At 45.3% G+C, this 19,259-nt stretch carries 19 protein-coding genes, 1 pseudogene and 2 riboswitches; of the genes and pseudogenes, 5 read left to right on the top strand and 15 right to left on the bottom strand.

From position 1 onward, the window contains the following. Positions 1-171: 171 nt before the first annotated feature. Entirely contained in the window at positions 172-393 is a 222-nt protein-coding gene (locus QUA04_RS23835) for a hypothetical protein (protein ID WP_333050860.1), read from the top strand. A gap of 275 nt (positions 394-668) precedes the next feature. On the opposite strand, the gene QUA04_RS23830 is transcribed toward QUA04_RS23835, so the two are convergent. Together QUA04_RS23830 and QUA04_RS23825 are read right to left on the bottom strand one after the other, a co-directional pair. Continuing rightward, a complete protein-coding gene (locus tag QUA04_RS23830; protein WP_333261598.1) occupies positions 669-1,175 on the bottom strand; it encodes a DinB family protein in 507 nt (168 codons plus the stop codon). A gap of 53 nt (positions 1,176-1,228) precedes the next feature. Continuing rightward, entirely contained in the window at positions 1,229-1,510 is a 282-nt protein-coding gene (locus tag QUA04_RS23825) for an antibiotic biosynthesis monooxygenase (RefSeq protein ID WP_333261595.1), read from the bottom strand. 305 nt (positions 1,511-1,815) lie between these two features. Here QUA04_RS23825 and QUA04_RS23820 point away from each other — a divergent pair, with 305 nt between their 5' ends. Further along, positions 1,816-2,517, top strand: a complete 702-nt coding sequence (locus QUA04_RS23820) for a diacylglycerol/polyprenol kinase family protein (protein WP_445242357.1) — start codon at positions 1,816-1,818, stop codon at positions 2,515-2,517. Between the two features lie 154 nt (positions 2,518-2,671). On the opposite strand, the gene QUA04_RS23815 is transcribed toward QUA04_RS23820, so the two are convergent. The 9 genes from QUA04_RS23815 to QUA04_RS23775 form a co-directional block, all read right to left on the bottom strand. Next, a complete protein-coding gene (locus QUA04_RS23815; protein ID WP_333261593.1) occupies positions 2,672-3,520 on the bottom strand; it encodes an ABC transporter ATP-binding protein in 849 nt (282 codons plus the stop codon). A gap of 143 nt (positions 3,521-3,663) precedes the next feature. Further along, a complete protein-coding gene (locus QUA04_RS23810) occupies positions 3,664-4,530 on the bottom strand; it encodes a methyltransferase domain-containing protein (protein WP_333261590.1) in 867 nt (288 codons plus the stop codon). A 19-nt stretch (positions 4,531-4,549) separates the two neighbouring features. Continuing rightward, complete coding sequence (locus QUA04_RS23805) at positions 4,550-4,990, bottom strand: hypothetical protein (RefSeq protein ID WP_333261587.1); 441 nt, start codon at positions 4,988-4,990, stop codon at positions 4,550-4,552. A gap of 156 nt (positions 4,991-5,146) precedes the next feature. After that, positions 5,147-5,291: riboswitch (cobalamin riboswitch) on the bottom strand. Between the two features lie 449 nt (positions 5,292-5,740). Further along, the gene (locus QUA04_RS23800) at positions 5,741-7,156 is read right to left on the bottom strand and encodes an ABC transporter substrate-binding protein (RefSeq protein WP_333261585.1); all 1,416 of its coding nucleotides are present in this window, start codon (positions 7,154-7,156) and stop codon (positions 5,741-5,743) included. A 107-nt stretch (positions 7,157-7,263) separates the two neighbouring features. After that, positions 7,264-8,676 (bottom strand): ABC transporter substrate-binding protein, encoded by a 1,413-nt coding sequence (locus QUA04_RS23795; RefSeq protein ID WP_333261582.1) that lies wholly within the window; start codon positions 8,674-8,676, stop codon positions 7,264-7,266. A gap of 296 nt (positions 8,677-8,972) precedes the next feature. Continuing rightward, a complete protein-coding gene (locus tag QUA04_RS23790; protein WP_333261579.1) occupies positions 8,973-10,022 on the bottom strand; it encodes a DUF2207 domain-containing protein in 1,050 nt (349 codons plus the stop codon). A 243-nt stretch (positions 10,023-10,265) separates the two neighbouring features. Then, on the bottom strand, positions 10,266-11,066 hold the full coding sequence (gene cbiQ, locus QUA04_RS23785; RefSeq protein ID WP_333261575.1) for a cobalt ECF transporter T component CbiQ: 801 nt from the start codon (positions 11,064-11,066) through the stop codon (positions 10,266-10,268). Further along, a complete protein-coding gene (locus QUA04_RS23780; RefSeq protein ID WP_333261572.1) occupies positions 11,063-11,395 on the bottom strand; it encodes an energy-coupling factor ABC transporter substrate-binding protein in 333 nt (110 codons plus the stop codon). Before QUA04_RS23780 ends, cbiQ begins: the two co-directional genes overlap by 4 nt. 3 nt (positions 11,396-11,398) lie before the next feature. Next, a complete protein-coding gene (locus tag QUA04_RS23775) occupies positions 11,399-12,118 on the bottom strand; it encodes an energy-coupling factor ABC transporter permease (protein WP_333261601.1) in 720 nt (239 codons plus the stop codon). Between the two features lie 61 nt (positions 12,119-12,179). Further along, positions 12,180-12,326, bottom strand: a riboswitch (cobalamin riboswitch). Positions 12,327-12,500: 174 nt separating this feature from the next. Here QUA04_RS23775 and QUA04_RS23770 point away from each other — a divergent pair. Next, positions 12,501-13,199 (top strand): Uma2 family endonuclease, encoded by a 699-nt coding sequence (locus QUA04_RS23770; RefSeq protein WP_333261569.1) that lies wholly within the window; start codon positions 12,501-12,503, stop codon positions 13,197-13,199. 242 nt (positions 13,200-13,441) lie between these two features. Then, a complete protein-coding gene (locus QUA04_RS23765; protein ID WP_445242356.1) occupies positions 13,442-15,022 on the top strand; it encodes an FAD-dependent oxidoreductase in 1,581 nt (526 codons plus the stop codon). Between the two features lie 282 nt (positions 15,023-15,304). Here QUA04_RS23765 and QUA04_RS23760 read toward each other — a convergent pair whose 3' ends face one another. Genes QUA04_RS23760 through QUA04_RS23750 form a run of 3 tightly spaced genes read right to left on the bottom strand, consistent with a single transcriptional unit; the run spans position 15,305 to position 18,171 of the window. Next, positions 15,305-15,637, bottom strand: coding sequence for a DUF2834 domain-containing protein (locus tag QUA04_RS23760; RefSeq protein ID WP_333261564.1), 333 nt, complete (start codon positions 15,635-15,637; stop codon positions 15,305-15,307). A gap of 59 nt (positions 15,638-15,696) precedes the next feature. Further along, positions 15,697-17,829 carry a pentapeptide repeat-containing protein gene (locus QUA04_RS23755; protein WP_333261561.1) on the bottom strand — a complete coding sequence of 711 codons (2,133 nt, stop codon included), beginning with the start codon at positions 17,827-17,829 and terminating at the stop codon, positions 15,697-15,699. Positions 17,830-17,844: 15 nt separating this feature from the next. Next, complete coding sequence (locus tag QUA04_RS23750; RefSeq protein ID WP_333077325.1) at positions 17,845-18,171, bottom strand: hypothetical protein; 327 nt, start codon at positions 18,169-18,171, stop codon at positions 17,845-17,847. Between the two features lie 97 nt (positions 18,172-18,268). Here QUA04_RS23750 and QUA04_RS23745 point away from each other — a divergent pair, with 97 nt between their 5' ends. Then, positions 18,269-18,718 (top strand): hypothetical protein, encoded by a 450-nt coding sequence (locus QUA04_RS23745; protein WP_333261558.1) that lies wholly within the window; start codon positions 18,269-18,271, stop codon positions 18,716-18,718. A 379-nt stretch (positions 18,719-19,097) separates the two neighbouring features. Here QUA04_RS23745 and QUA04_RS23740 read toward each other — a convergent pair. Further along, positions 19,098-19,259 (bottom strand): annotated as a pseudogene (locus QUA04_RS23740) (IS630 family transposase); the annotation flags it as partial.

The raw sequence follows: 19,259 nt of genomic DNA, 5'->3' as shown, positions 1-19,259 counted from the left end.
TCACTTCTCTGCTGTATTGCGTAAGCGTTGCTTGCCGAAGGCATCGCATCCCTCTTTAAAAACTGTCCGGAGTATTGTTAAAAGACATCTAGCAGTTGATATATTGGGCTTCCCCTTCTTTACCCATTGCACCAAAGCCAGCGTATCTGATGACCCTCGGGGTTGATTGAAATGCTGACCCAAAATATCGATTACTTCAAATCTAAACCGCTGGAACTGCCGAAGATTACCATCTTGCTAGATCATGGTTATCATCCTGAAAAACTGACGAGCTCATTGGAGCAGATTTATCCTCAAATTATGACCAAGATCCAGTTTGAACTCTCCACCAAGCCATCAAAAGCTGAAAAGGAGTCTTTCATGACAATCGGGATTTGTTCCGGTTGCAGCTAGATGGGTGATTGAAAGATCGAATGCTTGGGTAGAGCGCTGCAAGAGTTTAGTCAAAAATTTTGACCGCACACTTGAAGCTGCCAATGCCAAGCTCAAGCTTTGTTTTATCAGATTGATGCTCAAACGACTTGCTGCTCCAGTTACCCCCTAAAAAGATCTCAAATGGGTTCTATAAATTCTTGATTTTCTTCAGTCCTCCTCTGCTGGGACGAGAGGCAAGTGAAGAGGAGGTGTTAACCGCCGAGTCTTCTGGCGTGTCGTTTTACAAGCAGAAATTATCCGATTGATATAGCGGGTAGCCACGGAATATCTGTAACGCCTGGGTCGTAGCCAAGTTGTTTGAGTAGTGTGGTAATTTGCCCTCTATGGTGAGTTTGATGATTGAACATATGTGTCACCAAAACCCAAGTCGGTAGCACGCGGCATTTACCATCTACATTGCTTGTGTACTCAAACGGTTGACTCAACCAGTCAGAATTAAGATGTCTAGACCATTCTATAATTTGCCGATCCGTTGTCTCCCGTTCTGCTCTCAAAACCTCAAAGTAAGCATAAAGTTCTTGACCGATAACGGTACCCGAAAATGGGTGAAGAGTGAAACGACCCATCCATGCTTGGTCACCATACAGTAAGTGATTCAAAGTGCCATGAATCGACTTGAAAAATGCACCCATATCCTGTTTGCGCTGTTCATCAGGAATTGCCGAGCAGACAGAATATATCTTTTGGTTCATCCAGCAATTGTACTCTGCCATTAGCTGGTAGTAGCTACCGTCGTACATACTCAAAACTTAACCACATAGTTTTAACAACTTACATTATACAAATATGTCTTTCACAATACTCCTGACTCTAATTGGTCTAGATAAATAAATTCAGGAGCTTTAACTCCCGCTTCCTCTCTAATTTTAACCAGTGCAGGCGACTCAAAGAACGCTCTTGCATCTGTTGTTGATGTCCACGCGGAGAAATGAACGATTTTGTTGGGTTCATTGTCATACTTCAACACCTGATAGGAGCGCTCTCCAGCTTTTTTTCGGATGCTTTCAGCATTATCAAATACCTGTTTCCAATCTTCATAATTTTCTACTTCATGAATAATTAAGACATACTGCATAGCAATAAAGTTTATTGGAACTTTAAGTTGGTGATGCTGCAAATTATAACAGGCGATCGCACATTTTTTTGCCTAAATTGCGATCGCCCCACGTCCAAAATTCAAACCTGTCATCAATGGAAGCGATTGCTTCCCTTCGGTCGCAATGACATACTTATGTATCAGGACTTACGTAAAAAGTGGTTGAACGCGCCAATTATAGCCGTAAGACTCCATGCACAACCCACCCTACATATAGAGGTTATGCGTCCAGGACTGTAAAGTAGTAAATAGTGCCTGATGTAAATAAGTGTTTCCTAAATATCGTGTCTATATTTTCTGAAATTCCGACTGTGTGGCTGCAAATTTCCCTCGTGGGAGTCTGGCTGGGCTTGATTTTACTGGTAGCTGAGGGGTTAAATCGCTTTACTTCTGTCGATGCTGAGGTATCGCGGAAGGTGGTTCACATCGGTACTGGAAATGTGATTTTGCTGGCTTGGTGGCTGGAAATACCCGGTTGGGTGGGGATTTCGGCGGGGGTTTTAGCAGGCGCGATCGCCCTAATTTCTTACCAAGTTCCGATTTTGCCCAGTCTTAACAGTATCAACCGGAAGAGTTTGGGGACTTTTTTCTATGCTGTTAGTATCAGCGTGCTCGTAGCTTGGTTTTGGCCGCTGCAACATCAGGAGTACGCTGCTTTGGGCATTTTAGTCATGACTTGGGGCGACGGATTGGCTGCTGTCATCGGCCAGAAATACGGCAAACATATTTATCGAGTTGGGGGAATTCAGAAGAGTTGGGAAGGTTCTGCAACTATGTATTTGGTGAGTTTTGGGGTTAGCAGTTTGATTTTGCTGGCGGTTCAAGGCGCAGTTTGGCAAACTTGGGCTGTGTCGGCTGTTGTAGCTTTAGTTGCTGCTATTTTGGAATCGGTTTCCAAGCTGGGAATTGACAATCTGACTGTGCCCATTGGCAGTGGGGCGATCGCCTTTTTCCTAAATCAATTTTTGATAATTGGTAATGTGTAATCTGAACTTCCCCCCACAGGGGCGTTGCTGGATACAGGTATGAATTCAAGATTTCGCAATTGCTATAACCAAGTCGGGTGAGTTTTGTAACTTCCGTTCAAAGGTGATTCATACCGTGAATCAGCAACGCCAATTATCAATTGTCTAAGTTCCGTTAAAGCAGCCGACGTGCTTGTAAAATTTGTTGTTGCCATTGCTCGAAAGCGGGGATTTTTGAGCGATCGTCTGTTGCAAACATCGCCCTTATTTGCTCCATAAGCTCGATCGCCAGCGGTACCCCAAGCTGCAATTGTTCCAAAACCTCCCGCTGAGCAAAAACTGTTTCCGGTGTTCCTTCTAAAATCAATTTTCCTCGATCCATCACAAACACCCAATCTGCCCAGCGGTAGATGAAATCGAGGTCGTGACTTGCTAAAAGAATAGTGGTTCCGGCGTTGTGAATTTGTTGGAGTAAACCGATCAGTTGTCGGGTGTGACGCGGATCGAGATAGGCGGTAGGTTCATCTAACAGCAGCAGTTTCGGCTTGAGAACCATGATATCGGCGATGGAAACCCGCTTTTTCTGCCCCAAACTGAGATTGTGAATTGGTTCGCGGGCGAGTTCGCTTAGATCGAATTGGTCGATCGCCTGCTGTACCTGTTGAGCAATTTCGGATTCTCTCAAGCCTAAATTGTACAATCCATAGGAAATATCTTCTTCTACCGTCGAAGCTACTAATTGATGTTCGGGATTTTGAAATACGAGTCCGATTTGTTGGCGCAGTTGCATCAAAGATTTGCGATCGTAGCGAAAGGGTTCACCTTGCCAGCTAATGATTCCCTGTTGCGGTTGATATAAGCCATTTGCTAACAGAAAAAATGTAGTTTTGCCACAGCCATTTTGACCGATCAGCCCGCACCGTTTCCCAGCGGGGACTTTGAGATTTAAACCCTGAATTGCTACTCGCGAACCGCAGGGATAGGAGTAGGAAGTGCCAGCGAATTCGAGAATCCATTCAGACATATTCGTTATTTTTTATTTTTTATTTTGTATAGCCTTGTTCCCAGGCATAACCTGGGAATAAATACCCGGAGGCTATGCCTCCAATTACCGATTACCGATGAATTATTACCAATTATCGATTACCGATTTCCATTGTATTTGTGTCAGCCTCGATCAGATTTTGACAACTGCCAAAGTTGCATTTCATAACAGAGATGTTGCTCAAAAAGTTGGCCCGCCTCCAATCCTTCAACCACCAGCTTCTTGAACCAGCGACGAAATATCCAGCGCAGGAATTTGTGGACGGGGGGAACTGTGATCGCAATCAAATCGGCAACATAGATCATTGTATTTAGTCCATACCTGCGGAAAGTATCGACATACAAATCGATGGTAGGCAAAATATGGGCCGAAATATCCTCACTTTTTACTAAACTGAATCCAGCCTGCTTTAATGCTGCATGAAGTTCCGTAACAACATGACAATTAGAGAACATTCCCTCTTTATAATTAGCATCAGATCGCAGCATATCGGCCAGCAACACGTAGCCACCATGATTGAGGATTTTGGCGGCACCCTTAGCAATATCAACAGCCGACATATACTGGCTACTTTCGCTAAAGAGAATAAGATCGTAGCAATGGGTTGCTTTGAAGTCTTCAAACCTCGTGAGGTGGAAGATTGCCCTATCGCCCGTACACTTAAGAAAGCGCTGTTGTTGGAACGGATCGGGTGCGAGCCCTTCGACTGCAAAACCTCGATCGAGCAAATAAGCCGCATTTCCGCCAATCCCGCAGCCCACATCGAGTATCGTATGAGTGCCTTTGGGGATAGCATCCAACAGTTTTACAGTATAAGCTTGCTGAGCGAGGCGCAATCGTGCGATCGTTAGTTCGTCAGCGGGCACAGGTAGGGTTTCCCAATAGCCGTAGTGAAGGTAGGGCGAATCTGTCAGGCCCAAATAGTAATTAAGCGCTGCATTTTGGTAGCGAGTTACCTTAGAAATTTCGATTGATTTTGGCTGCGACATTCGGAAAATTTAGTAAGTTTTAGGATTTAGGGCAGAGTTGAAATTCTTCCCAGCGCTTGCATACTTGTTCATAGCACTCAACAGGAGAAATTGCCAACTTTTGCAACAAATTGATATCAATCTGACCGTTGGCGATCGACAAAAATATAATTGCTTCCTTGGGCTGGTAGCTATCAATGATTTGGAGCAGATTTGAAACAGTGTTTTCCTCTAGTTCTAGTTGTTGCAAATAAGCAGTTGCGTGCAATTGGGAAATAAATTGCAGCTCGTACTTTATAGTATCTACACTCCAATTCACAGAACCGTTAATGGGAGTATTGATGTTGCAAGCAACCAAGCCTCGTCCTTGATGCAAAAAGCCATTCCAAGCAGTATGTCCGATTTGCAAAATATTCTGGTGAATAAACAAGTTTTGCCAGTAGCCAAAACTCCCCTGCCAAACACTATCTTCGATTCGCATTTTTTTTTCATTAAAATAAGATACGCTTCAGAACCCCGAGCGAATTACAGCAGCGTTCATCTGTGTTTATCTGCTGATATCTGCGGTTAAAAAACCCCAATCCAATAATTTAAAAAATAATAAACTCACCATCATCCATACCTCGCAGATGAAAAACAACAGGTAAACAAATCGGCGGGCATCCTGACTCAGAGATGCAATGATCTCATTACAGTTGCGGGACAGCGCCGGATTCGCACCGAACTTTCCCCCTTACGTCTGATGGCTGTTCTCCATCAGAGCCGATCGATATACGGGGATATTACCACTATTTGGGATATTTGACAAAAAAGCTATCCGACATCTGCAACAATTCTTATGAGGAGTAGAGGCTAGGCATCCTGTCGGCCTTTGACTTCCTTTTCAATTCTATATTGTGATTCGGTGTGTCGCCCGTCATCAGAACCATCTCCCCATTGATAAATTCATGCCGATTCTGAGAATTGACTTCAGCTTCTAGATATTCTTCAGCCCTGTAGGTTTTGGTTTCAACTGGCGCGATTATATACAACGCTCTCCTTTAATTTTCCATTTTATTTTCTCTTAATAATCATGTTAATTAACATAAAATTAGATTTTAATCATGCTAAGAAACAGGCAAGCTGCCTGTTCCACAAAGAGGAAATTTTATTGTGGGGCGGGCAGGAGAGCCCGCCCCTGAAAGGCTGATTGAGAATGTGCAAGATGTGAGTCCGATCGCACTTAACCAACTCACCGCAGCGGGACAAAGTTATAGCCAGTGCTTCCACCTTGTTTAACTTGCACTAAAATCGGCTTACCAGCCCGATCGCCTGTGGGCAAAAACTTCACATCCTCGCTTGATCCCGCTGCCGAGAAATTCGGATTTCTGAGTGCTTGTTGCAAGCCTTCCCGCGTATTGCTTTGCCGCAATCCAGCGATCACAGCTTGAGTTGCGTCAAAACTCGTTGCTGTTCGCCAATTTACTACTCCTCCCCAGCGCTGACTGGCATTTTTTGGGAAAGTGCTGCCGGGATTAGTTTCAGGATGCCAGGAAACAGACAAAACAAGCCCGTCAATGTCTTTTTGCCCGTCTTTTAGCGTTTGAAAGGTGTAAAGAGTTGAACTGCCGTAAAGCGCCAATTTGCCTTGATTTGCACGGGCTAGATCGATCGCGCGATCGAGGCGCTCGATGTAGGGTGCTAGCATCAATCCTTCTGCTCCTTTGCTAACAGCATCGGCAATGGCATTGTAGGGATTAAATGTTGGCGCTGACAAGTCGCAGACAATAGGAACTAATCTGCCGGCTGATGCTGAAAGAGAGGCAATAAATTCATCCTTAAATGAAGCGCTGCCAGCAGCTTGAGAGTCGTAGCAGAAGGCAATATTGGCTTTGCCTGCTTGTTTGACGATATACTCTGCTAAAGGAGCAGTCGTCGAGCCACTATTTAGCACAGTCCGAAAAATATAGCTGCCAAAACCTGACAAATTATTCGTACTGCTGGTAGGTGTCACCATCACCAGTTTCTTTTCCTGATAAATTGGAGCGGCAGCTAAAGACGCAGTGCTGTCATTGTGTCCGATTACCGCTAGAATTTTCTGGTCACTGGCTAATGCTGCTGCAACTTCTTTGGCAACTTCTGGACGGTTATTGTCATTGACAATTTCAACTTGCAAACCGACACCGTTAATTCCGCCCCTAGCGTTGATTTCATCTTGAGCTTGGGCGACACCTCGGAGGATTTCTTGGGCGATGTTGGGGTTGCTGCCGCTCGGCACGCTGACGGCAATTTTCAGAGAAGTGCGATCGCTTACTCTCGCATTATTCAAATAGATTACCGTTTCCGGATCGTTGCGATTTTGTTGCAGCGAAGCCTGAAATTTTAGAACAGCTTCTTTGTAATCGCCTTTGGCAAAAGCTGTAACGCCTGCTTGTTTTTCGGCTGTGGTTTGCGATGTCAGCAATATCTGGTTTCCTAAACTCATGCGAGTTGCGATCGCACCCGATGGACTCGTTCCCGATGGACTCGTTCCCGATGTAGGTGTATCTGAACTTTTGGATGCGAATAAACCGGGAAGGAACTTGTATCCGCCAAACCCAATTAAGCCGAAAATGATTATAAAAACAATGGGTGGCGGACTTTTTCTTTTGTTAGTATCTTGATACATGATTTTTTCTCCTTATTTTGATATTGTTTGGAGGCTCTTCATCCGGGTACGCATTCCCTGGCAGAGCCGGGGAACAAGAATAATTAGTGCGATCGCACTTAACAAAGTTACCGCAGCGGGACAAAGTTATAGCCAGTGCTTCCTCCTTGTTTAACTTGTACTAAAATCGGCTTACCAGCCCGATCGCCCGTGGGCAAAAACTTCACATCCTCGCTTGATCCTGCTGTCGAAAAACTCGGATTTCTGAGCGCTTGTTGCAATCCTTCCCGCGTATTGCTTTGTCGCAAGCCAGCGATGACAGCTTGAGTCGCGTCAAAACTCGTTGCTGTTCGCCAATTCACAATGCCTCCCCAACGCTGGCGGGCATTTTCTGGGAAACGGCTACCGGGATTAGTGTCAGGATGCCAGGGAACGGGCAAAACAAGCCCGTCAACGTTTTTTTGTCCGTCTTTTAAAGTTTGAAAGGTGTAGAGCGTAGTGCTGCCGTAGAGTGGCAATTTGCCTCGATTGATGCGAGCCAGAGAAATCGCACGGTCAATGCGATCGACGTGGGGCGCTACCATCAATCCTTGTGCGCCTTTGCTGACAGCATCGGCGATCGCACTTTCGGGATTAAAAGAGGGTAATGAAAAGTCGCAAACAGTGGGAACTAATTTGCCTCCAGCAGCAGTAAGAGATGCCACAAATTCATCTTTAAATGATATGTTATCCGGTGCTTGGGAGTCATAACAAACGGCAATATTAGTTTGGCGTTCTGTTTTAACTATATATTCTGCTAAGGGAGCAGCCATTAAGCTAATATTGGGTACTGTCCGAAAGATGTAGCTGCCAAATCCTGAGAGATTATTGGCAAAGCTAGTGGGTGTCACCATTACCAGTTTTTCTTGCTGATATATCGGAGCAGCTTCGAGAGACGCATTGCTAGCGTTGTGTCCAATTACTGCTAGTATGTTTTGCTCCTTTGTTAATGCTTTTGCAACTTCTCTGACCACTTCGGGGCTGTTGTCATCGTTGACAATTTCTACTTGCAGTTTTGCGCCATTGATGCCACCGCTAGTATTGATTTCATCCTGAGCTTGGGCGACACCCCGCAGGATTTCTTGGGCGACATTGGGGTTGCTACCAATGGGAACGCTGACAGCAATTTTTAAGGAAGAACCATTGCTGGATCGGGCATTATTCAAATAGATAAGGGTTTCCGGGTCGTTGCGATTTTGTTGCAGCGATTTCTGAAAATATTGGGCGGCAGCTTGGTAATTTCCCTCAGCAAAAGCTTGAACTCCTGCTTGTTTGTCAGGTGTTGCGTAGGATGTCAGCAATATCTGATTTCCTAAACTGATACGATTGGCGATCGCTCCCGATGCAATCGTTGTCGGTGTAGATGTAGATGTAGGTGTAGTTAAATTTTTGGCATTCAATAAACCGGGAAGGAACTTGTAGGCGCCAAACCCAATTAAGCCGATGGCAATAATAAAAACAATGGGCGGCGGGCTGTTTTTCTTGTTAGTATCTTGATACATAATTTTTTCTCGGTATTTTGATACTGTAATTATTCACTCAACTACTGTTCACGTCAATTCATATAATTCATTAATTAAGTTCATAAAAGTCATATTTGTAATAGCTGTTGCAGGAAGTGCGATCGCCCTTATTCAAATCCGGCCCGCTAAACTAACGAGAATACGGGAATTATCAACAATATTCCTGGACGCGCGGGTGCTCAGAAACCAGGTTTTTTGCCCAGAAGACGCGCTACAGCCCACATATTCTGTAAAAACCCGGTTTCTTTGGTTGTGATGCGTAACTGCCGTTGATATTAACCGCCACCGCCACCACCACCACCACCACCACCACCACCACCACCACCACCACCACCGCCACCGCCATCACTGTCATTGCTCAAGATTGGCATTACTACTTCATACTTGTGATGGTAAGAGCAGTTTCGACATTTGCAGGTAACTTCCTGCTTTCCTGCACTGGTATATGTAGGCTTCAACAAAACTTTATAAATCCGTTTGAGTTTGAGTGTTTGGCACTCAGGGCAGCTTCGATTCTTGATTTCATTTGTGGTCATTAATACAATCACTAAAATAGGAACAGACACCCAAAGAAGCCAAATAAATAAAAATCCAAAAGGCTCAGAGTCAAAAAAGACTTGTTCTTCCGAAGAAGATTGAGATTGATTGCCAGTTTGTTGCCAGCGAGGTTGAGGTACATTGAGAATTTGCTGGGGAAATGCAATCTGCACTTCTAATTCTTGCTGCGGTTGAACAGGCTGACTTGCCACAAATTCAAATGTTTTAGCATCTACTTTGCGAGGAATGGCTGGCGTACCAAAATTCCTAAAAAACAAAACTTTACCTGACAAAGCTTCTGGTAATTTTACTCTAACTTTTGCGGCATTAATGGGGGCTTTGCGACCTGATGAAATGGCTTTCCAATAAACTTGAGTATCCTGACCATCTAGCTGCAATCCACCTACTACCCGATATTTGATAACAAAAGTATGTGATTCTGGCGCTTTTAATTGATGTTGCCAGCGAATCCAAAGTTGATTGTTTTCAATCCCGGTCGTACTGGCGATTTTTTGATTATTTTCAGCAACGGTCACATCTTTGATTTCATCGACCTTATCTAAAGGAATATAGCGATATCGTTCATTGGTGTAGTCTGCTGTAAATACATATTTTTGCGTTTCGGTAACTAACATATCTCCGTTGGTCTGAACGTCGATGATGACGTTTATGTTATCCCAGTAGAAGGGTAGTTGTTGGGCCGCTGCATGAGTCACTGTTACCAACAATAGGCTTAATGAAGCCATTAACAAAAAAACTATTTTTTTGAGGAGTCGTTTATTTATCATAGGATTTCCACAAGATAAGTGTTGACTACAATTATTCAACAGCTTTCTTTTGAAGTCAATTCATTAAATTCATTAATTATGTTCATAAAAGTCATATATTAAGTCCGGGGGCAGGGAATTTGACTGGTTCCTAAGCTCTGCCTGGGAACCGATTTCCAGAGGATCTGCCTCGCGTGGCGAAGGGGAAATTGGAGGCAGATCCTCCGGTTCTGCCTTACCAGGCAGAGCCTGGGAACGAGTAATTTAATGTTGAAATAGCACGTTTAACAAAGTTAAAAATGTACACCCAAACAAAGCTTCAAATATATATCTTCGCGAAGGCTTGTAAGGGTAAGAATGCCAAACGCGCAGTTCTCCATTAAAGCCGCGTGACGCTAAACTCAACGAAACTTGACGGTAGTTTTCCAAAGTTCGCTGAAGCAATTGCCCGATTAAAATGCTTAAACTGTTCATTCCCAGTTTCCAAGTGCGGTAGCCACAGCGAGAGTTTTGTGCTATCCAAAGTTCATCGGCGATCGCCAATAAGCTAAAAATAAACCGATACATTAGTAATAGCAGTTCTGTGACTAACTCTGGACACCGTAATTGTCTGAGAATTTGCAAGGTTTCGGTAAATGGAACCGTCAAGAGGATGAAATACATACAACTTGTCGATGCGAAGGCGCGGGCAAATAGCAAGCTCACTTGGTATATTCCTGTGCGACTTACATACAGATAAAAAGTGCCGATGCTAATGCCCCAACCTTGCCAAATATCCCACTGAATTGCGGGGATACGATCGCTCGCAACCGCACCCAGCGCCAAAGCAGGTAAACTTGTCAGCAAAAACATCAACGGTAGCGACAGCAACCGCAAATACAGTTTCCCCGGAATACCCGCATAAATGACGATCCAGACGGCCAACCAAAGGGCGATCGACAATTGGACGATCGCCCCAGAAACTAGAGACAGAATTAAAAGGGCGATCGCAAAGGATAACTTGTGAGATGACGGCAACCCCCGCAAGCGATTTGTATAAGCCAGACTATCAATTTGATGGTTCATTCCGACGATTTACGATCAGACTGCTGCCGAGATTGCGATCGGCCTTTATACAACCCAAGGACGTACCCAACTACGCCAGCCCCCATCGCCGCTTGAGACGCAAACAATAGACTTGAAATTTCGCTACTAGCGGGCTCAAACAAATTATTAAACCAAGGTTTATAACCCGGTTGAATTTCGGTAATTGCTTTCTTAGCTTGGTCATCCGAACCGCCGTATTTACCCCGCACAAAAACGAGAGGAAACGCTGCCAGAACAATCACCGCGCCAGCCAACAGTAAATTTTGCCGGGAAGTAGATTGGTGATTTTTTGTAGGTTTTTGATTCACGGCTTATGAGTCCTGTCTCAATAATTTCAAAGTTTCCAACTCCTGCTTCCCGTAAGAATGCAGCCAATTCCAGACCAATAGAGTCAGCAATCCCTCACTAATAGCCAGAGGTACTTGAGTGATAGCAAAGATGCCAGCAAACTTTAGAAACGAAGCCATAAAACCGCCACTGGCTGCGGGAAAAGCTAATGCTAATTGAATCGAAGTCGTCACATAAGTCAGCAAATCTGCCAAAGCCGCCGCACAAAAAATTGCCGCCCGCTGCCTACCAGTTCGCAACAGCAATTGATAGATAAAATACGCAGCGAAAGGGCCGACAATCGCCATCGAAAACATATTCGCTCCCAGCGTTGTCAAGCCACCATGCGCTAACAGTAACGTTTGAAACAACAAAACTAAAGCCCCCAGTACAGCCATCACCGAAGGGCCGAACAAAATTGCACCCAAACCGGTACCCGTCGGGTGAGAACAACTGCCCGTTACCGAAGGAATTTTTAAAGCTGAAAGCACAAAAGTAAACGCACCCGCCAAAGCCAGCAATAGTTTAAGTTCCGGGTGTTCTTTTGTAATGCGAGTAATCGATCGCAACCCAAAGGCAAAAAAAGGCAACGCCACCATCCACCAAAACGCAGCCCATTGCATCGGCAAAAAACCTTCCGAAATGTGCATAGCTGCGGCGGGCGTTGCCGATGCCAGGACAATATAACAACTCAAGCCAGCCATCAATCCCAAGCTGACCAATTTCCGATTTCTGGTCTTCACACTGAACCTCGCAGATGAGACTATGTAAACTAACACATCGGCGGGCATCCTGACTCAGAAAGCGACATGACTCTCATTACAGTTGCGGGACAGCGCCGGACTTGCACCGAACTTTCCCCGTTTCCTCTAATGGCTGCTCCCCATTAGAACCGACTGGTTAGACATAGTTTAGTCGATCGCGTAAGTCTCAGCAAATATTTTACAAAAATTCATTCAGATTAACTCAGTCAAAATTACCTATCATATTCTCTTCTTTTCCTTCGCGTCTTGGCGGTTCGTTCAATAAATACTATCGCCAAACAAGTCAACGGTATAATATTAATGAGTTTTGAGGAAAGCCGCAATGTTACAGTACAACTTGCCGAGGAACTTGCCCTCCGCCGATGAACTACCAGACTCGGATGAAACGCCTGTGGATAACGAACTGCAAGAGCTAATACCAGGGTTGTTAAAAGCAATATTGCTCATAGTTTGGTCAGAACGCATGGACTGGTTTTTTGGCATAGATATGGGTATTTATCATCACCCTGACGAACCGCCCATTGTCCCCGATGCTTTCTTAAGTTTAGGAGTAGAAAGGTTTTACGACGAAGAATTGCGCCCCAGTTACGTGCTGTGGGATGAAAATGTTCTGCCGACTTTTGTGCTAGAAGTTGTTTCCCCAACTTATCGCAAGGAATACAGCACAAAGTTGGAGGAATATCAAGCTTTAGGCGTAGTTTATTACGTCATTTATTCTTCCCGCCGCCGTCGTAAACCCCGTTTAGAAGTACACAAGTTAGTCAATGGGAAGTACGAGTTACAGCCAGGACATCCAGTTTGGATGCCAGAAATTGGTTTGGGGATTGGTTGTGAAAGGGGAAATTATTCTGGGGTGACAAGAGAGTGGTTGTATTGGTATGATGCCGATGGCCAACGTTATCTGACTCCTGAAGAAAAGGTAAAAGAATCAGCGCTGCGCGCCCAACAGGAATCGCAGCGCGCCGATCGACTAGCTCAGCGATTGCGAGAGTTGGGGATAGATCCTGATAATCTGAGTTGATGGTAATCAAGAGTACCAGACTGACCGACTCTAGACGCTCAGAAACCGGGTTTTTCAACCGAGATCGATCGTCCTCAACGGAGAATTTTCTGGAAAAAACCCGGTTTCTGCGTCCAGAAATGTGTGAATATTTATCGCAAAAATCAGGAAAGATCGAGCTAGATTTGGGAAAAACAGAGAGTTGGACGGCAAACATTGAGATCCAGCACGAAAAGATGAAAATCAAGAAAGGTTATTAAATAATGGTCATGGATGTGCGTTCTTACGATGTCATCTGTTTTGGTGATGAAGTTCCAGGAGTTCTAGCTGTTATCTCTGCTTCCAGAGAATATCTTCGCCGAACAAAGCGTTATCCGCGAATTCTACTGATGTCTAAAGCAAGCTTGCAAGAAGGAATTGGCGGGCATTTGGTAAGAGGCGGTCTTGCTTATTTAGATAGAAGTCAGATTAGTGAAGAACTTCAACAATCTTTAAAGTTAGATCCCTTTGGTTCACCGGCGACAATCTATAAAGAGTTCCTGCAAAAATCCGGTGTCACCGCAATTGCACTTGACCCCCGCAAAGCCAGTGCAGCGCTGAAAGAAATGCTAGTACAAGCTGGGGCAGATCTCCTCAGCAAAGTAGAAATTCAATCAGTCACTAAAGAAGGCCAAAAAATTGCCAGTATAACCACCTCTAAAGGAGTAGTTTATGCCGCCAAGCAATTTATTGATGCCACTGTCAATGCCGAATTAGCTCAAGCTGCCGGTGTGAGAAAGCTGAAGGGATTTGAAACATTTGGTCTGCCTAACTCAGAACTTCCAGTCACCCTAGTTTTTGAAACTCAAGGACTCAGTGCAAGAGCACTGAAAGAACTCGATTACATTTATCTAAAACGCTTCACAAACCGGGCCGATGCAGAAAGTCAAAAATTTTTGCTGTACGCTGCCGACAATGATGCCCAACTAGCAGAAGAACTCCGGCGGGAAATGACCGACACTCAAGGCAATCTCAAAACTCTGTGGGCGGGCAACGATTACATCGATGTTCGCTCGCCAGCTCTGTCTGTAGCTTACCACTCCTTTAGAGGAATAAAACTATCTTTTCCTGAAAGCGGCGTAATTTTAGATGAAGGAAATATAGCCATCCTTCCAAATGACAGACTTTCGTGGAATGCGCTTTTATTTGCAGTCACCAGCAGCGAAGCGGAAGCCTTGGCGAGAAGCGGCAGCAAACCCACGGCTAATATGCAAAGAGAGATGTTATTTGTTACAACTTGGCTGAAAAGTTTGGGGGCTACTTCTGTTACTTATGCCTCAGAACTTTATATCAGACACGCTGGCAATGTGACGGGAGTTGTAGAACCTTTAACTGGCGCACAAATGCTGTTAGGTGGCGTACCTGCTAATGAAGCCCTGGCAACATTTAGCTATCATTTTGATGTACGGGGAGGCATCCCGGGTATTCGCGACAAAGCAACTCGTCTAGGATGGTTTAAAAGTCTGAGTTTTAAACACCCTATCTTTAATGTTGGCATCCGCCACGCATTAATTAAAAATGTTCCTAACCTGGCAGTGGTCAGTCCGTGTTCTGGATTTGAAGGGTTTGCCTGTTCTGTCGGCAGAATTGTTGAATTCAACGCCGCAGTTGGTCAAGGTGTGGGTATCGCTACGGTTAATGCCCTTCTAAATAACAAAAATTTAGCCGATGTATCTAACCGAGAAGTGAGACAAGTTCTCGCTGAAACAGGTCAGTTACCTAAAATTTTTGGAACTCCAAATAATGGTGATGCAATGCTATTGGCGCAATTCGAGACTCTTGCCAGTTCGGATGCTATTGCGTAATAGCAATTTCAATAAACAATGCAATAGTTGGTTTGGCTCTGGGAACGAAACTCAACACAACTGTTTTTAGCAAGAAAGGAGTAAAATTGCTATTAATATTAGCTCCCCTCAAGCGACAACAATCACGTTGGTTTGTAATGACGACTTTAATCCTGATAAAATTCTGAGGACTTCCGTCGTCACTACAAACCTATAACGGTGATTTTACCGGAAATTATACAATACCTCGATCGCCTGCACCGAATTATTGTGCTGCGCGGCACTAACCTGTTAAGCAACTTTTCAACTTGAGACTTCACTTGATTTTTCCAGCTTGGTTTCCCGCACAAACAAGAAAAGCGGGAAAGCACAGGAAAACGAAACAAGCAAACCCAGAATTATGTACAGCCCTACAAAACTTATATCCAATCGTTTTGACTCAGCGTACATCCAAGTGCTTCCTGCTACAGTTGCGATAAACAAATCTAAACTTACCGATTTCGCAGCAAGATTAGCCGAACTCTCGTTTACAAAGTCGAGCAAGCCAGCATTGCTAAAAAACTGCAAGTTATAGTACCAAGGCAGCACAAGCCACAGAATTGCTAGGATGAGATAAATGATTCGCTTAACGCTCATAATTTTACCCTACCAGTTCTTTGCTCAACTGTATTAGCCTACTAGCTCACAACCAATCCTTACTTCTTCTGCGGGCACTTCGGATGAATCCCCCCCTGCAAACAAATGTAAGCAATTTGACTTTTATCTAAATTCTTAGCCTCCGCAAAATCAACTCCTAGGAATCGACCGGATTTACTACCAGTCGGACTTTGAATAAATTGATCCGAAGCTGCCTTCCCCAGAAACACAGCGCCTTTAAAATTCGCTCCCGCTAAATTTGCGCCCCTAAAATCAACTGAACTCACCTCCGCATTCCGAAAATTAGCATCTTGCAGCCGAGCATCTTTTAAATTCACGTTTGCGAGTTTAGTCGAAGTCAAATCGGCATTTTGTAAGTTTGCACCGCTCAAATCAGCACCGGACAAATCAGCACCTTGCCATTCCGATTTAGACAAATTTGTCAAGGACAACTGAGCGCCTTGAGCCTTCACTTTGGCCAAACGCGCACCTGATAAATCCGCTCGCGACAAATTCGCGCTTCCTATATCTGCTCCGGTAAAACTTGCATTTTTTAACAGTGCTTCCTGTAAATTAGCTCCAATTAAAATAGCACTGCTGAAATTAGCTGAATTCAAATTGCAGTTTGACAAATTAGCTTTGTTCATGACAGCGCGCACAAAAGTAGTGCGGTTCATTACAGCACTGTTCAAAGACGCCCCGACCAAATTTACTCCTTCCAAATTAGCGCCGCTCAAGTCAGAAATCCAATCGTCAAATGTACCCGGACGCCTGTCTTCGCCGGTGCCGTAAAAGCGAGCTCCCTGCAAGCTGGCATTGGTTAAATTGGCATTTTTCAGCTTAATTCCCGACAAGTCAACTTTGTTTAAAACTAAAGTAAACTGAGACGGGCCGGCAGGACTTTGAGCTAAATCCGTGCGGCTGAGATCCGCGCCGTTGAGCTGGCTGCTATACACTGTGAGAATTTTGCCGATCGCCCTTTGTACTGTTCGCTGGCGGGCGGCCGCTAACTCGCGTTCCGGGGCCTTGCCGCCAAAGCGCAGGGAATCGAGATCGTTGCTGAGGGCTTGATTCAACCGCTGCAACTCAGGCAAAGCTTTCGGCCCGCTACTGACTAAAGCTTGCTGGATCGCGTCCAACATGGCGCGGTTGTCTTCTTGAGCTAGCAAATCCGCTAGCAGAGGTACGGCGCGAGAGTCTTCCACGGCCCCCAAAGCCAAAATAGCCGATCGCCTGCCCGATGCCCCGCTAGCCGATGTGGGAGACAATTTGCTGACTAAAGCCACAAATAATTCGTCGTTCCGCTGCCGGGAATCCCGCAAATTTGCTTGACTTTGAGTGTAGATGAGAGTGCCGACAAACAAAGTTAAAATCAATCCCGCGCTGCCGATGGTAACTATCACTAAAGTTGTGCCTGGGTGTTGGCGCATCCAATTCCACAAACTGGCATTTGCTTTCAGGCCGCTTTGTGGAGTCACAACCAAAGCCGCAATCTGCGCGTCTTCCTCAGTCCAATCTTGACTCTTGACAGGATTGTCAGACAGTTGATTCGATCGAGCATTGACGACCAAAGTATTCGCGAGGCGATCGTGTCCGGATTGCCGTTTGTAGCGCAATGCCAAAGCGCCGTCTGCGAGCACTGCCAAGCCGCTCAGCCCCCCTAAAATCAGCAAATCTGGAAACGCACCACTCAAGCGCCAAATACCGTAAGCGACGCCCAGAGGCACTCCCCAGCGCCCCAAACTTTCGCGAATTAGCACTTGCCCAAAACCCGGAGGAGTACCCGACGCTGTGACAACTTTGACCCCGAACCAGCGTTTGGGGAGAGTTTGACCGGTTCTGGCGAGCAAAAACAGTTGCCACCCCGCTAAAACTGCCGGTGCCAGCAGCGCCCCTGACCAGAATAGATTAGTTAGGGGTGCGACTCTGGGGCTGCGATCGCGCACGGGTATGCCCAAAGTACGGGCGACGGTTTCGGATGCTGCTGCTATGGAGGAATTGAGCGGTACGGTTTGAGATTCCTTGTTGACCAATGCCCCGATACTGAAGGGAACGAGGGCGCTGGCCGCAATTAACGAAATTTCCACGGCCCAAGCGCCGCACCTGCGAACCAGCAGTGGCATTTGCTTGGATTGTGTTTGCCAAGACGGATCGGGTTGATTGATGCCGCTGGGCGCGGTGGGGTTAGCCATATTTAGAAATTCCTATTATTTGTCGTTAGTATTTGAGGACTGGGGGGAAATTGCCAATTTATACGCTATGTAGATTAGCACTCCGAGAACGGCAAGAGTCATCAGCGCTGAAATTAGCTGTACGACGCTATTGAAGACTGTCAGGACAATTATCGCTCCGACGGCAAAGGCTGCCACCTGCCCCGGTTTGGGGAGTCTTTGAAATTTGTCCAGTAATTGATTGTAGAAGGTTCCGACGGCTTGATAGCTGTCTGAATTTTGTGTGATGAGTGGCGATCGTTCTACTTTAGCTTTTAGTTCTCCGAACGCTTGCTGCCAATTGAAGTTATTTTGAGGATTCATAAAAAAATTCGGAAGTTATTTTAGATTAATGTGTTTGGAACCGCCATTATCCCCTACCGTCAAAGAACTAGAACCAAATGTCATTGTGTGAGGAAACATGAATATCAATTATCCGGGCGATCGCGGCAAACTGTGGTTTAGCCCGATTGTGACCCTAGCCTTGGCAATGATTTTAGCGGATGCCGGTGCCCTTCGGAGCCAACCGCTACAAATTGCTCCGGGATTTCCCGAACCGCTGCGAGTTTCTGGAGTTTCCGGCGGCCCGAACAATAGTGGCGACTGCGGTTTTGTCTCCCAAGGACCGAACCACGTCATCGAAGTAACGCAGGATTTGCCTTACTGGCGGATTGCAGTACAAACCGCTGGAGCTCCAAGTTTGATGATTCAGGGGCCGAGGGGGCGTTTCTGCGTCCTGCCGCCGAATGCTGCTGCGGGGAATGTAGAATTTTCCGGTTATGGGGACAAGGGGACTTATGTTATTTTTGTGGGCGATCGAGCTCAAGGTCAACACCCTTACTCTCTCTCTATTTCCCAAAAGCGAAATTAAAAATACAACGGAATTAGGAGGCTTGCTGTGAGAAAATGGCTTTTTGGCGATCGTAAATAAGCCAGATTTCTGGCAGCCAGTGCGTGGACTACGGATTTCATATCAATTTTGTATTTGGTCTTTAACCCACTTGCGAAACAATCTGAGAGTTTGACTCGTCCCCGCTGTTTGGCTTTGTTCGCAATATTGAGAGATAGCTTCAATAATTGGCAGATGGGGAAAAGTAGGACTAATTTCAGATTCAACATATTTCCCATCTTGAAGCACATTAATCTGAAGCTTTTTATTTTCATAGCGCCAGATTTCAGGTACTCCCAAAGATTCGTAAGCATCTAGTTGAGTTTTGGAAGTTATATCATGTCCGGTCGATTGACCATGATTAAACTTTTGCCTCCGGCCACCAATAGAAATGGGTCAAGCCGCTAATTAGCGATTTGAGATTTAACAGTTTTCGACACCGCTCGAATAAAACTGCTTCTAATTCATCTAAGTTTTTAAAACAGCGATTGGCTATCGGTTCATTTGTCAGTGGCCACAGTCT

This window comes from Microcoleus sp. S13_C5 (genome assembly GCF_036700845.1).
Classification (GTDB): domain Bacteria; phylum Cyanobacteriota; class Cyanobacteriia; order Cyanobacteriales; family Microcoleaceae; genus Microcoleus.
This window is presented reverse-complemented; position numbering and strand designations above follow the sequence as displayed.